Below are 13,955 nucleotides of genomic sequence, written 5' to 3' on the forward strand. Positions count from 1 at the left end.
CCCTAGTCTCTTTTTTATTCTTCAGGATCTCCAACTAAAAATTCAGGATTGATGTCCTCCAGCTCTTCATCAAGTTCGTCTTCCCAATCCTCTTCGTCATCCTCTTCCCAATCAGGATTTACTTCTACAACAACCTTTGTTTCCCCTACCACTTCCGCCAAAAACTCTCTCTCCGCTTGCACAACAATTTTATTGCCATTCGGTGAAATGGTCACTTCAAGACAGTTTGGCTGCTGAAGCACTTTTGCAATCACTTCATGCTCATCATCTAAGTAATTGTTATCTCTGTATCTGAGTTTAATCACATCCACGTACTTCACTCGTTCTGTGACAACCTCTGTTTTTGTATTGTCCGCGTAAGAGTACCATACGTTTATATCATAATACCCTTCAATTTCTACGGTTTTTCCGATTTTTTCTGCGTCATATTTGTGATTGATAATCCAACCGCCCAAAATGCTGCTCGGTTTTTTCTCAGGGGAGATGGTATTGGTGCACTGTGTAAATTTTCTGCCTTTCGCTACTACCGCCTTCGTGATAATTTCCCTGTATTCAGACATTCCGGCATGCCTCCTTGTTCTTCTTCGTGTTATCTTATGCTGGGCATTCGTCTAGTGTGCATTTTTATAAATAAAATATAAAAATACAAAGTTTCTGTTCCATTGTATGCAGGGGTGCCTAGAAACTTTACTTATAAGTGCGATAAAGTTTATTTGGCTAAAGGCAGCAAAACATATTGAATATTTAGTACATAGTTTATTTAGTTCTTTTATAGTTCAACATAAAAAAACACGGGCCTGAAAAGGCACCGTGTTTAAAGAGAACAGCTGTTATTTGAATGTTTCATCTTCGAACCGGTTTCTCCTTTTAGAAGATCGCCTCCGGTTGATGCAATGATTTCATTTGTGACCTGGTTGGAAATGGTGGTCGCCACGAGCTGCAGAAGGTCATTCACCTCAACCTGAGAGTCTCTGAATTCCTGGATGACAGGAATATCTTCAAGCTCCTCTTGCAGCGCATCAATTTTCTCTTCTACTTGTTTGAGCGCTTCGAGTTTTTGGTAATGCTTCAGATTAACGGCTTGTTTTTGCAGGGCTTTAATCTGATTAATGATTACAGACACTTTTGCGTTCTCATTAATTTGCGCTTCAGCACGTTTGAAAAAATCAACCTCTTCCGTTTCAGAGATCATTTTTGCAAGGTTTCGAGCTTGCTGCACAATGTCTTTTTTAGAGTAGAGCGTCATCTTATTTCACCTCGATTGCTTCTCCTATCATCTCTCCGTCAAGCGACCACGTTTTCGCTTGCTGGATTTTCACGCGAACGATTTTGCCGATCGCTTCCTTTGGACCTTTGAAATTCACAAGCTTGCTTTTTTCAGTGTAGCCGGCAAGAACCTCAGGATTGTTTTTGCTTTCGCCTTCAACTAATACTTCGACAACCTTGCCTTCATATTCCTTCATTTTTTTAGCGGAAATTTCATTAACCAATGCGTTCAGACGCTGCAGGCGTTCTTTTTTCACTCTCATCGGAACGTTATCTTTCATTTTTGCCGCAGGTGTGCCTTCACGCGGAGAGTAAATGAACGTATAGGCGCTGTCAAATTCCACTTCACGGTATAATGACAGCGTTTCTTCAAACTGTTCATCCGTTTCGTTAGGGAAGCCGACGATAATGTCAGTTGTTAAAGAAGCGTTTGGCATAGCCGCTTTGATTTTTTTGACGAGCTCCATGTAACGCTCTCTGTCATATTTGCGTGCCATCAGTTTCAAAACCTCTGAGCTTCCTGATTGGACCGGCAGATGAATGTGATCGAGCAGATTTCCGCCTTTTGCAAGCACTTCAATGAGATGATCGTCAAAGTCACGCGGATGACTCGTTGTGAAACGGATTCTCGGGATATCGATTTTGTGCAGCTCATCCATCAAATCACCAAGGCCGTAGTTCATATCTTCAAAGTCTTTTCCGTACGCGTTTACGTTTTGGCCTAAAAGTGTAATTTCCTTATAGCCTTCGCTTGCAAGTCTTCTTACTTCCTGAATGATCTCTTCCGGACGGCGGCTTCTTTCTTTTCCGCGTGTATACGGTACGATGCAATACGTACAGAACTTGTCACAGCCGTACATAATGTTGACCCAGCCCTTAATTTTTCCGTTGCGGACTTTCGGAAGGTTTTCTATGACGTCGCCTTCCTTGGACCAAACTTCTATGACCATTTCTTTTGAAAGGTATGCTTCAGACAAAAGCTCCGGCAGACGATGGATATTATGCGTCCCGAAAATCATATCGACAAACGGATGTTTTTTCAAAATCCTGTTAACGACTGATTCCTCTTGTGACATACAGCCGCAAACGCCTAAGATAAGATCTGGGTTATTTTTTTTGAGTGCTTTTAAGTGTCCAAGCTCACCGAACACCTTGTTTTCCGCATTCTCACGGATTGCACATGTATTTAACAGAATGACATTGGCATCGTCAACAGAGTTTGTCGCTTCATAGCCAAGAGCCATAAAGATCCCTGCCATTACTTCTGTATCATGTTCGTTCATTTGGCAGCCGTACGTCCGGATATAGAATTTTCTTCCTTCACCCATGCCTTTGAATTCTTCAGAAATTTTAAAGTCATTATGGTAAGTAACGGCTTCTTTGCCGCGTTTTTTCGCATCTTTTAAAGAAGGCGGAATGTAGACAGCTTCAAAGTACTTGCTGTAATCCTTCTCGGATTTTTTGTCCGATGGATTAACTTGTCCGCTCTCTAATTTTTGCTTTTCATTCATATGATATTTCTCCTTTCAAACCAAATTCCACCCTCCAGTATAAAGGTTATTGAAGCTCCGCACAACTGGCAACCTATCATTGTACACTCATTGAGAATAATAATCAATAAGGAATGAAAGGGAGAAGAGTGTTCCCTTCTCCCTACAATAGCTGAAGCTCCTTTGCTGCCTTTTCGATGGCATCAAGCGCCTGATCCAGTTCTTCTTTGGTGTGCTCGGCTGTCAGAATCGTACGTATTCTGGCTTTTCCTTTTGCGACAGTCGGGAAAACAATGCTTTGTGCAAAAACACCTTGAGACAGGAGCTGATCAGAAAATTGCTTTGCTACCCCCTCATTACCTATTAAAATAGGCAAAATCGGCGTTTCGCTCTGCGTGAGAGTAAAGCCCATTTGGATAAGCCTTGATTTAAAATAATGAGTATTCTCCCACAGACGCTCCATATGCTCCGGCTCTTCCAGCAAGACATCAATTGCTTCCATACAAGCTGCAGTTACAGCCGGAGGATGCGACGTGCTAAATAAAAACGGACGCCCTTTATGACGCAAGTAGTCGATTAACACCTTTGAACCGGCAACGTATCCCCCTAAGACTCCGATTGCCTTGCTTAACGTTCCAACTTGAATATGAACCCTTCCGTCAAGACCGAAATGATTTACCGTCCCTCTGCCGCTTTCGCCAAGCACTCCAGATGCGTGGGCGTCATCAACCATCACAAAAGCGTCATATTTCTCAGCGAGCTCCACAATGTCAGGCAGAGGAGCAATATTGCCATCCATTGAAAATACGCCGTCAGTGACAATTAAACGCATGCGGTAATTCATTGATTTTCTCAGCACCTTCTCTAAATCACTCATATCCACATGCTGATAAACCTTTTTATCCGCCTTTGTCAATCTGATTCCATCGATGATAGAGGCATGGTTTAATTCATCGGAAATGACAATATCGTCTTTTGAAAGAATGCTGGAAAGCACACCTTGGTTTGTTGTAAAGCCTGATTGAAAGACAAGTGCCGCCTCTGTTTTTTTAAAGGCTGCCAGCTTTTTCTCCAATTCTTGATGCATGGTAAACGTTCCGGCGATTGTTCGGACTGAACCGGTACCGGCTCCAAATTGCTGAGCAGCCTCCTGTGCAGCTTTGATGAGTCTTGGGTGTGAAGTAAATCCGAGGTAATTATTAGAAGAAAGCTGAATGACTTTTTTATGATTCACTGTAACAGAAGGGCCCTGCATTGATTCAACCTGTTTAACGTCTTGCCATGTATGGTTTTCTTTCATTCTTTCAAGCTCTGCTTTTAGAAACTCAAATTCTTTTGTCATGTTGATCCCCCTTTTATGGAATTAAAATAACCTTCCCGCACTGTCCGCTTCTCATCAGTTCAAACCCTTTCTCAAATTCTTCTAATGGAAACTGATGGGTAATAATAGGCGATAGATCCAGTACATTTGATCCAAGCAATTGTGAAACCTGCCGCCATGTTGTAAACATCTTTCTCCCTGTGATCCCTTGGATGGTAAGGCCTTTAAACACGACTTTATTCGTCAAATCGATGGTAACGGGATGTTCCGGCAGACTGAGAATATGAAATCTCCCGCCATTAGCAGCCATTGCAAGGCCTTGTGCAATAGCTGAAGGGTGACCCGACATCTCACAAACGAGATCAGCGCCTTCTCCCTCTGTTAAAGCGCTTACAATTTTGAGCGGATCTTCTTTTTCGATGCAGACCACCCTTGTGGCACCCATTTGTTTGGCGAGAGCTAATCTGTACTCATTTTTGTCAATGGCGACCACCTGCGCTGCACCTGCTGCTTTTGCGACCGCTACCGCCATAAGTCCGATCGGCCCGCATCCGATAATGGCTGTCGTTCCTCCGGCGTTCTGACTCTCAAGAACTGTATGAACAGCATTTCCTAAAGGCTCTTGAATGGAAGCAATCGCCGGGTCCATATCCGCGGGGTTCTTCCAAACGTTTTCGGCCGGCACTTTGACATACTCCGCAAAACAGCCTGCCGTGTCCACTCCGATAATGGCCGTATTTTTACACACATGAGGCTTTCCTGTTAAACATGGGACGCATGTGCCACATACAATGTGCGTTTCCGCAGAAACATACTCCCCGATTTTTACACTGCTGACATTCTCGCCTACAGCCTCGACAATCCCGCTGAACTCATGGCCGAAGACACAAGGAGTTTTTATTCTTTGCCGTGCCCATTGGTCCCAATTATAAATATGGACATCCGTGCCGCAAATGGAAGCTGCCTTAACTTTTATAAGAACTTCATGCTTATCAATTTCAGGAATGGGAACTTCAGCCAGCACAGCGCCGAAAGCACCGTGTTTTTTCATTACAGCTTTCATCTTTCCACTCTGCATGTACAATCCTCCTTTAAAAGTCTTGTTATAACCGGATTGTACCATGCTCTGGAATCATCGTAAACAGCTGTGTCCTCTCAGGAAATACAAAAGTATCCGTCTTGAAAAATGGGCTGAATTTTTTTTCAAAAAAAACGGGAATGCTTTTTACACGTGACATATGGTTCATTTATATTATCAAAATACTATTGAGAGAAAATATCACAATAAACGAAAAACAACCTGCTTGCATGATGCAAACAGGTTGTGAATACTTTATTTTTCTTAGCGAGGCTCCACAATTAATTTAATCGCTGTTCTTTCTTCACCATCGATCTGAATATCAGTAAAAGCTGGAATACAAATCAAATCAACCCCGCTCGGCGCCACAAATCCTCTGGCAATTGCCACAGCTTTAACAGCTTGATTTAAAGCACCCGCTCCAATTGCTTGAATCTCGGCGGCCCCGCGCTCTCTTAACACACCTGCAAGCGCACCTGCCACTGAATTTGGACTCGATTTTGCTGAAACTTTTAAGATTTCCATTTCTGCTCCCCCTTAGTTTTACAATGGATAAGTGAGTGTTCATTAGAACAATCATTATTAGATGTTGCTATCCAAAAAGCCATCCCCACAATGCTTTTCAAAAATAGCGGGCTACCTTCCATTTTTACTATATTCACTAAGGAGTTGCTATATTCCTGCTTTTCTTTTTAATATTTTTATAAAATAACCATGTGATTAATTATTCAAAGAACATGTGATCATCATTGATTAAAATACGTTCGATTTTAACGGCCTTTTTCGTTTGATCATCTATATCGATGACCACTCCGCTTAGGGTTGTTTTTCCTTCAGCGACAGTAAAGCGCACAGGAAGGTTTGTTTTGAAACGCTTGATAATCGTTTCTCTGTCCATCCCCAGTATACCGTCATATGGACCGGTCATTCCTACATCCGTAATATATGCCGTGCCCTTCGGCAAAATGCGGTTGTCCGCTGTTTGCACATGAGTGTGAGTTCCTACTACAGCAGATGCCCGTCCATCCGTGTACCAGCCGAGTGCGAGCTTTTCACTTGTCGCTTCCGCATGGAAGTCGATAAAAATGTACGGTGTTCTTTTAGCAGCTTCGGCAATTAATTCATCCGCTTTTAAAAACGGATCATCGAGCGGCGGTAAAAACGTACGGCCTTGTAAGTTTATAACGGCAAGTTCTTTACCGTTTGCTTTCACATATGTGATCCCTTTCCCCGGTGTGCCCTCCGGAAAGTTTGCGGGACGAACTAAGTTCGGGACATCGTCGATAAAATCGAAAATTTCTTTTTTGTCCCATGTATGGTTTCCCATCGTGATCGCATCCGCGCCAGACTGTATTAAACTGTGATAGATTTTTTCTGTTAAGCCTTTTCCATGTGCGGCATTTTCGCCATTTATAATAGTAAAATGCGGCTTGTATTTTGTTTTCAGCTTGGGCACATACTCTTTTACCATGTCGCGGCCCGGTGACCCGACAACATCTCCGATAAATAAAATTCTCATTTTGTAAATCCTTTCTATTCCTCAGCCGTCAAAAAAATAAAGTGATGCTTAGCGCATCACTTTATTTTGCATACTCTACGGCTCGAGTTTCTCTAATGACTGTCACTTTAATATGACCTGGATAATCGAGCTCGTCCTCAATTCGTTTGCGGATATCTCGCGCCAGGCGATGGGCTTCAAGATCATTTATTGAATCCGGCTTCACCATAATACGCACTTCACGTCCAGCCTGAATCGCAAATGATTTTTCAACACCTTCGTAGGACTCAGAAATTTCTTCGAGCTTTTCAAGTCTTCGAATGTAGTTTTCGAGCGTCTCACTTCTCGCGCCAGGTCTTGCAGCGGAAAGCGCATCTGCTGCAGCTACCAGCACAGCGATAATGGAAGTCGGCTCCTCGTCCCCATGGTGTGATGCAATACTGTTAATTACGACTGGGTGCTCTTTATATTTAGTCGCAAGCTCGACTCCGATTTCAACGTGGCTTCCTTCTACTTCATGGTCAATCGCTTTTCCGATGTCATGAAGGAGTCCCGCCCGTTTCGCAAGCTTTGCATCTTCTCCAAGCTCCGATGCCATCAGCCCAGCCAAGAATGCGACTTCCATGGAATGCTTAAGCACATTTTGACCGTAGCTTGTACGGAACTTTAAGCGGCCGAGAATCTTGATTAGATCTGGGTGGAGGCCGTGAACGCCAACCTCAAATGTCGTTTGCTCACCCATCTCACGAATGTAGTCATCGACCTCGCGGCGAGATTTTTCAACCATTTCTTCAATCCGTGCCGGATGAATGCGGCCATCCTGAACGAGTTTATCAAGAGCAATCCTTGCTGTTTCACGTCTGATCGGATCAAATCCGGACAGAATGACAGCTTCAGGGGTATCATCGATAATCAGGTCAATACCTGTCAGCGTTTCAAGCGTACGAATGTTACGCCCTTCCCGGCCGATGATACGTCCTTTCATCTCATCATTTGGAAGATTGACAACTGATACCGTTGTTTCGGCAACGTGGTCCGCTGCGCAGCGCTGTAAGGCGAGTGAAAGAATGTTTTTCGCTTTTTTATCAGCCTCTTCTTTCGCACGGTTCTCAGTTTCTTTTGTCATGATGGCGATGTCATGTGAAAGCTCGTTTTCAACCCGGTCAAGAATGATTTGTTTCGCTTCGTCACGAGTCAGACTCGAAATTCGTTCCAACTCTGACTGCTGCATACGAATCATCTCATCCACTTTGCTTTCCATCTCTTCAATATGTTGTTGTCGTTCATTCAGAGAATGATCTTTCTTCTCCAACATCGCTTCCCGTTTATCAATTCCCTCATGTTTGCGATCAAGGTTTTCCTCCTTTTGGAGTAAACGGTTTTCTTGTTTTTGAAGCTCATTTCGTCTTTCACGAACTTCTTGTTCAGCATCTATTCGAAGTTTGTGGATTTCATCCTTTGCTTCAAGCAGAGCTTCTTTTTTCAGTGCTTCAGCATCACGCTTTGCATCTTCAAGAATTTGCTCGGCTGCACCGCGTGCGCCTGCAATTTTCGCTTCGGCAATGGTTTTACGAACATAGTAGCCAACAACTAAACCGAGTAGAATCAGCAAAATGGAGATGAGAACCATCATAATTGGGGTCATACTTTCACCTCCTCTTGCTATGAACTTGGTTGTTGCTCAAAATAAGTGTCGGCATGTACATTGTCTAGTTTTCTCAACATACAGAACCTTCACAGGGAATGAAAGTTTCATCGCCCTTGTCAAGTTTAAATGGTTTAACAATCATGTTAAAAAAACAAATGTTACAACTTCATTGTAATTGTGTCGGAAATACTTGTCAAGCTTGCCAGCTTAACGTTTGCCGAGCCGCCCCCATTTACCGTGCCGAACATGAATCCGCCTATCTTTTAAAAAAACAGATCTTAAATTACTCCTGATTTAGAAGCTGGTATATTTTATTGTTCACTTGTCCAAGTTTAGCGTTATTTTGAATGTTTGACAACAAAACAACAACGGTTTGTCCGGATTTGCTGAAGCTGTTCAATACGTTAAAGCCAGGCATGACTCCGTGGTTTGAGTAGCTTCCGGGAGCAACATAAAACCCCATTCCGTATGTGGAACTGCTCCCTGGTGTGAACATTTTTTCATAGCTTTCTTGCGAGTAAAGCTTGCCGTCTATCAACGCTTTGTCAAATTTGTACATATCTGTAGCACTCATATATATATCGCCTGCTCCATACATCTGAGATAAATCGAGCATATACGGTGTAATGGCTCTGCTGCCTTCCAGCTTATAGCCGACAGCTGGATAAGGCTGCTTATCATATGTCTTGTAAAAACCCGAATGCGTCATCCCCGCCGGCTTAAAAATATGATTGGTTATGTATTGTTCATAAGACTCGCCGCTCACTTCAGCAACAAGATAAGCGAGAACTGAATAGTTAGAATCCTGATAGTCCCACATTCCAGGCTGACGTTTGATTCCTTGCTGTTCGATGTCTTTTATTAAGTCATCAGGAGTGATCGCGCCATTCCCTTCAACATGTCCGTTTATTCCCGATGTATGAGTAAGCAGATTCTTTAATGTAATATTCTTTCCGTTGGGAAAATGGGGTAAATACGTGCTGACCGGATCACTTGTCTGGAGTTTTCCTTTTTCCTCAAGCTGCAAAATAGCGGTTGCTATTAGCGCTTTTTGTGATGATCCGATATAAAAAGTTGTCGCAGGATTGTTTTTTATGTGATGCTTGCGGTCCGCATAGCCAAAACCTTTATTTAATTCGACTTCTCCGTTTCTGACGATCATGGCTGTCCCGCTGAAGCCAATCTCTTTTAAATAACTGCTGATTTTTGGATTGCGGTCCACAGTTTTGATTTGTTCCTCTGTTTTTTTGGCTTTGTTTTTCTTCTGATCAGCTTGCTTCTGACCGGTATCAGAAATCGCCGCAGCTTCTTGAGATGGTTCGGCTTCTTCATCCTCATGATGAACGGCATTCCAAATCGTGAAACAAATGATTACGGCCAACATACCAAACAAAAATTTACCTCTTTTATTTAGTTTTCTGCGTCTGCGCTTCGCAGTTCTTCTGCGAGTGGGGCTTGTCATGCATTTTATCCTCCCAATCTAATTTCAAATACACATTTTGTTAGACGTATGAAGCGCTATAAAAGTTGTTAAAAAAAGCAATTTATTTATCATTATTTTGCAGAAAAAAAGACAGAGTTTTCCTCTGCCTTTTTTATCATTTCAAATTCATTTTATTTTTATTCTTCAAATTCGAGTTCTTCCTGTGTCTCTTCCGCCTGCTGCTGTACTACTCCGTTATTATCTAAGCCGTAATGTTCACGAATTTGCTCCTGAATCATCAGCATGATATCTTTATTTTCTTTTAAGAATTGTTTGGCATTTTCACGGCCTTGGCCAAGACGCTCTTCTTCATAAGAGTACCATGAACCGCTTTTTTGCACGATATCAAGTTCAGTTCCAAGATCAATGATTTCGCCTTCTTTTGAGATACCTTCTCCATACATAATATCAACCTCAGCTGTACGGAACGGAGGAGCTACTTTGTTTTTCACGACTTTGATTCTCGTTTTATTCCCCATAACGTCGTTGCCTTGTTTCAGCTGTTCAGCACGGCGTACCTCAAGACGAACGGAAGAGTAGAATTTCAGCGCACGGCCGCCGGGAGTCGTTTCCGGGTTTCCGAACATAACGCCGACTTTTTCACGAATTTGGTTTATGAAAATCGCGATTGTCTTCGATTTGTTGATTGCCCCTGAAAGCTTACGAAGCGCTTGAGACATTAAACGCGCCTGCAAACCGACATGTGAATCTCCCATGTCGCCTTCAATTTCCGCTTTCGGAACGAGCGCCGCTACAGAGTCGACAACGACGATGTCAACTGCACCGCTTCGAACCAATGCTTCTGCAATTTCAAGCGCCTGCTCGCCTGTATCAGGCTGAGACAGTAAAAGCTCTTCGATATTGACACCGAGTTTTTGTGCGTATACCGGGTCTAGCGCATGCTCCGCATCGATAAACGCAGCTTGTCCTCCCTGCTGCTGAACCTCAGCAATGGCATGGAGCGCCACAGTTGTTTTACCTGAGCTTTCAGGACCGTATACTTCAATAATCCGTCCGCGGGGATACCCGCCTATTCCCAGTGCCGTATCAAGAGCGAGGGAGCCGCTTGGAACAGTAGAAATTCTTGTATCTGTCTTTTCTCCCAGTTTCATAATGGAACCTTTGCCGAACTGCTTTTCTATTTGTTTAAGAGCCATATCTAAGGCTGCCTGACGATCACTCATTCTATTTTTTCCTCCTTTATGTTACCACTACATATACTATACCCTGTTTGAAGGGATTTGCCAAGAAAAAAGCGAACGCATATTCGGATTTTTTCTTGGCCTGATTTCTACCAAAATATCATAATGAGCCGGAGAAATCATGTTTTTTGAGGAGGATAGTTTGCTGAAAACATTATTTTTGTTCTAACAGTTTTAAAATTAAATGGCAGCCATATTTAGCAGCACGTTTTCTAATTCCTGTTCTGGAGCCCGCAAAGTGAAACTCGTGAACCTCTTCTTTTCCATTTGCAGAAATACCGATAAACACATGTCCAGGTGCATGGCCTTCTTGAGTATCAGGGCCGGCAACACCGGTAAAGCTAATGCCCATATCGCTTCCAGTGAGCTGCTGAACACCCTTTGCGAGCTCAGATGCGCATTGCTCGCTGACTGCGCCGAAACGGTCTAATGTTTCCTTTTTGACGCCGAGCACATTTTGCTTCACTTCGTTTGAATAGCAAACGACGCCGCCGGAAAACAACGCTGAAGCGCCGCTAAGGTCTGTCAGCCATTCAGAAAACAGCCCGCCGGTAAAGCTTTCTGCGGCAGAAAGCGTGATGCCTTTTTCCTTACATGCTTTAGATAGCTCTTTCACAAGCGATGTATCGTCGTAGCCATAGAAAAATTCACCGACACGTTCTAAAATAACGGCTTCTGTTTCTTTTAACAAACGCTCTGTTTCTTTTTCATCAGCATGTTTCGCTGTCAGGCGCAGCGTCACCTCTCCATCCGCTGCCAATGGAGCAATCGTCGGGTTCGTCTGTGCATCAATGATATCTTCTAAATCAGCTTCTAGCTGAGATTCGCCGATACCGAAGAAGCGAAGAACCGTTGACACAATTTTTTCATTTGAGCCCATCTTTTTAAGAAGAAGCGGTTTAGCCTCATTTTCAAACATCGGACGCAATTCACTCGGCGGTCCGGGAAGAAGCATATAAAAGCGTGAATCATGCTCTGTAAGCATTCCCGGCGCCATTCCAAAGTGATTTGCCAGTACGTCAGATCCTTCGATGACAAGCGCTTGTTTTCGGTTATTAGGTGACATCGTGCGTTTTGTTCGTTTGAAATAATCCTCAATGGATTGAAACGCCTCATCATTTAAAACGAGCGGGCGTCCCAGCACATTAGCTATCGTTTCTTTTGTTAAATCATCTTTTGTCGGTCCGAGCCCTCCTGAAAAAATAATAAAATCAGAGCGCTCTTCAGCAATGCGGATGACCTGCTTCAGTCGCTCCGGATTATCACCGACTGCTGTATGGTAGAATACGTTTACTCCGATTTCTGCCAGCTGTTTGCTGATAAATTGAGCATTTGTATTGGCAATCTGACCAAGCAAGAGCTCTGAACCTACTGCAATAATTTCTGCTTTTTTTGGAAATTCCATCACGTATGTCCTTCTTTCTTAGTTAGATGTTTTTAGCGCTTCCCAGTTTTTAGCGAAATAGTCCCACCCAGATACAACGGTAAAGAATACGGCTACCCATAACGCCAGGTCAGCGAACGGAAATGACACAAGCTCAAACGGAAGATTGTGAAGAAGCAATGCAGATACTGCAATAATTTGTGCCCATGTTTTAATTTTACCAAGCATATTCGCAGCTACTACTTCTCCCGTTCCGGCTAATACAAGCCTTAAACCTGTTACGGCAAACTCCCGGCTGATAATCACAATGACCATCCAAGCGGGAGCAAGATCAAATTGCACAAGGATAATTAACGCTGCCGATACGAGAAGTTTGTCCGCAAGCGGATCGAGAAATTTCCCAAAGTTTGTAACAAGGTTCAGTTTGCGGGCATAATAACCATCTATCCAATCTGTCGTCGATGCAATAATAAACAAAATAGCGCCCGCTAAGTGTGTGACCGGAATGGATTCGTCTCCAAAATCGAGCCTGCCCCAGTCAAACGGCGCCAGCATGATAATCATGAAGATCGGGATTAATGCAATTCTTGCTAGTGTGATTTTATTCGGTAAGTTAAACATAAAGCCCCTCCAGTTTCATACTCGGACGTGAAGAAAAGTCATCTGGTGATTAAGATGACTTTTCTTCCTTTTTATTTACAATCTTTATTGTTTGTGCCATCACTTCTTTAGGATCAAGTTTATACGACAGAACCTCACCGTTGATTTTTATTTTCAGGTTAGGTGCATATCCTGTGCGGATTTCAACTTGTTTCTGATCAGTTATGTCTTTTTTATACGTTTCTTCTTTTTTCAGTGTACCCTCTTTGAGAGAGCTGCTGTTTTCGTCGCGCACTCGAATCCAAGAGCTGTCTGAAGCCTTCAGCTCTAGCTCGATTTTATCGGCGCCGGACACTTCATACGTTGTTACAGATCCTTCAGTGCCAGTTGCTTTCATCTCTAGTTTGTTACTGTCTTCTTTTTTATCTTCTTTGTCTTTCGTTTCTTTTTTTGTGTCTGTCTCTTTTGCAGAGCTATTGGTTTGATTCTCTTTCAGCGTCGAATCCTTAGGGATCTCATACTTGCTTTCACTTTTCGTGATTGATTTTTCTGATGCCGCGTTGCTATTATCATCGTTTTTATGATTCGCAAACTGAATTATAGCGTAAACAATGGCAATCACGACAATCACGCCGAGAATCACAAGTATTGTAGGCAGCAATTCCAGCGCCTTAGAAGCAGGCTTTGGCATTTCCTTCTGCATATTCATGCCGGAGATTTTTTCAGACACATCGTCATGATACGTATTCGGGATATCTTTTTTATACTCTTCAAACAATTGGTCAGCATCAAGCCCGACGGCTTCCGCATATTGTTTGATGAAAGCCCGGACATAAAACTTACCCGGAATAATGTCATAATTTCCTTCCTCCAAGGCGGTTAAATACCTTTTTTGAATCTTAGTTGCCGCTTGGAGATCATCCAATGACATTGCTTTTTCCTCTCTGGCTTCTTTCAGCCGGATTCCTAGTTCAGTCACAACAAA

General features: G+C 43.0%; 13 protein-coding genes. All 13 read right to left on the reverse strand.

Features of this window, described 5'->3' with window-relative positions; genetic code table 11:
* Positions 1-14: 14 nt before the first annotated feature.
* Positions 15-560, reverse strand: a complete 546-nt coding sequence (gene cotE, locus NST16_RS08845) for an outer spore coat protein CotE (RefSeq protein ID WP_003231833.1) — start codon at positions 558-560, stop codon at positions 15-17.
* A 254-nt stretch (positions 561-814) separates the two neighbouring features.
* Positions 815-1,246, reverse strand: coding sequence for a RicAFT regulatory complex protein RicA family protein (locus tag NST16_RS08850; protein WP_010334317.1), 432 nt, complete (start codon positions 1,244-1,246; stop codon positions 815-817).
* A 1-nt stretch (position 1,247) separates the two neighbouring features.
* The gene (gene miaB / locus NST16_RS08855; protein WP_340885782.1) at positions 1,248-2,777 is read right to left on the reverse strand and encodes a tRNA (N6-isopentenyl adenosine(37)-C2)-methylthiotransferase MiaB; all 1,530 of its coding nucleotides are present in this window, start codon (positions 2,775-2,777) and stop codon (positions 1,248-1,250) included.
* A 142-nt stretch (positions 2,778-2,919) separates the two neighbouring features.
* Positions 2,920-4,098 (reverse strand): glycine C-acetyltransferase, encoded by a 1,179-nt coding sequence (locus NST16_RS08860; protein WP_326333492.1) that lies wholly within the window; start codon positions 4,096-4,098, stop codon positions 2,920-2,922.
* A 13-nt stretch (positions 4,099-4,111) separates the two neighbouring features.
* The gene (tdh, locus tag NST16_RS08865; protein WP_340885786.1) at positions 4,112-5,155 is read right to left on the reverse strand and encodes an L-threonine 3-dehydrogenase; all 1,044 of its coding nucleotides are present in this window, start codon (positions 5,153-5,155) and stop codon (positions 4,112-4,114) included.
* Positions 5,156-5,419: 264 nt separating this feature from the next.
* A complete protein-coding gene (gene spoVS / locus NST16_RS08870; protein WP_003154135.1) occupies positions 5,420-5,680 on the reverse strand; it encodes a stage V sporulation protein SpoVS in 261 nt (86 codons plus the stop codon).
* Between the two features lie 199 nt (positions 5,681-5,879).
* Entirely contained in the window at positions 5,880-6,674 is a 795-nt protein-coding gene (gene ymdB, locus NST16_RS08875; protein WP_003245138.1) for a 2',3'-cyclic-nucleotide 2'-phosphodiesterase, read from the reverse strand.
* Between the two features lie 61 nt (positions 6,675-6,735).
* On the reverse strand, positions 6,736-8,298 hold the full coding sequence (gene rny, locus NST16_RS08880; RefSeq protein WP_010334309.1) for a ribonuclease Y: 1,563 nt from the start codon (positions 8,296-8,298) through the stop codon (positions 6,736-6,738).
* A 286-nt stretch (positions 8,299-8,584) separates the two neighbouring features.
* Positions 8,585-9,763, reverse strand: a complete 1,179-nt coding sequence (locus tag NST16_RS08885; RefSeq protein WP_340885789.1) for a serine hydrolase domain-containing protein — start codon at positions 9,761-9,763, stop codon at positions 8,585-8,587.
* Positions 9,764-9,921: 158 nt separating this feature from the next.
* Complete coding sequence (gene recA, locus NST16_RS08890; RefSeq protein ID WP_010334307.1) at positions 9,922-10,968, reverse strand: recombinase RecA; 1,047 nt, start codon at positions 10,966-10,968, stop codon at positions 9,922-9,924.
* A gap of 172 nt (positions 10,969-11,140) precedes the next feature.
* Positions 11,141-12,391, reverse strand: a complete 1,251-nt coding sequence (locus NST16_RS08895; RefSeq protein WP_268446158.1) for a competence/damage-inducible protein A — start codon at positions 12,389-12,391, stop codon at positions 11,141-11,143.
* 18 nt (positions 12,392-12,409) lie between these two features.
* On the reverse strand, positions 12,410-12,991 hold the full coding sequence (gene pgsA, locus NST16_RS08900; RefSeq protein ID WP_168747873.1) for a CDP-diacylglycerol--glycerol-3-phosphate 3-phosphatidyltransferase: 582 nt from the start codon (positions 12,989-12,991) through the stop codon (positions 12,410-12,412).
* A gap of 49 nt (positions 12,992-13,040) precedes the next feature.
* Positions 13,041-13,949 carry a cell shape determination protein RodZ gene (gene rodZ / locus NST16_RS08905; protein WP_412096228.1) on the reverse strand — a complete coding sequence of 303 codons (909 nt, stop codon included), beginning with the start codon at positions 13,947-13,949 and terminating at the stop codon, positions 13,041-13,043.
* Positions 13,950-13,955 lie beyond the last annotated feature (6 nt).

This window comes from Bacillus sp. FSL K6-1005 (assembly GCF_038000225.1).
In the GTDB taxonomy this organism is placed as follows: Bacteria; Bacillota; Bacilli; order Bacillales; family Bacillaceae; genus Bacillus; species Bacillus mojavensis.

Bases quoted from the DNA above. Each gene is read 5' to 3' on its own strand.
- recA (WP_010334307.1), bottom strand. From the start codon at position 10,968: ATGAGTGATCGTCAGGCAGCCTTAGATATGGCTCTTAAACAAATAGAA.
- NST16_RS08885 (WP_340885789.1), bottom strand. From the start codon at position 9,763: ATGACAAGCCCCACTCGCAGAAGAACTGCGAAGCGCAGACGCAGAAAA.
- NST16_RS08850 (WP_010334317.1), bottom strand. From the start codon at position 1,246: ATGACGCTCTACTCTAAAAAAGACATTGTGCAGCAAGCTCGAAACCTT.
- NST16_RS08895 (WP_268446158.1), bottom strand. From the start codon at position 12,391: ATGGAATTTCCAAAAAAAGCAGAAATTATTGCAGTAGGTTCAGAGCTC.
- miaB (WP_340885782.1), bottom strand. From the start codon at position 2,777: ATGAATGAAAAGCAAAAATTAGAGAGCGGACAAGTTAATCCATCGGAC.
- tdh (WP_340885786.1), bottom strand. From the start codon at position 5,155: ATGCAGAGTGGAAAGATGAAAGCTGTAATGAAAAAACACGGTGCTTTC.
- rny (WP_010334309.1), bottom strand. From the start codon at position 8,298: ATGACCCCAATTATGATGGTTCTCATCTCCATTTTGCTGATTCTACTC.
- NST16_RS08860 (WP_326333492.1), bottom strand. From the start codon at position 4,098: ATGACAAAAGAATTTGAGTTTCTAAAAGCAGAGCTTGAAAGAATGAAA.
- spoVS (WP_003154135.1), bottom strand. From the start codon at position 5,680: ATGGAAATCTTAAAAGTTTCAGCAAAATCGAGTCCAAATTCAGTGGCA.
- cotE (WP_003231833.1), bottom strand. From the start codon at position 560: ATGTCTGAATACAGGGAAATTATCACGAAGGCGGTAGTAGCGAAAGGC.
- pgsA (WP_168747873.1), bottom strand. From the start codon at position 12,991: ATGTTTAACTTACCGAATAAAATCACACTAGCAAGAATTGCATTAATC.
- ymdB (WP_003245138.1), bottom strand. From the start codon at position 6,674: ATGAGAATTTTATTTATCGGAGATGTTGTCGGGTCACCGGGCCGCGAC.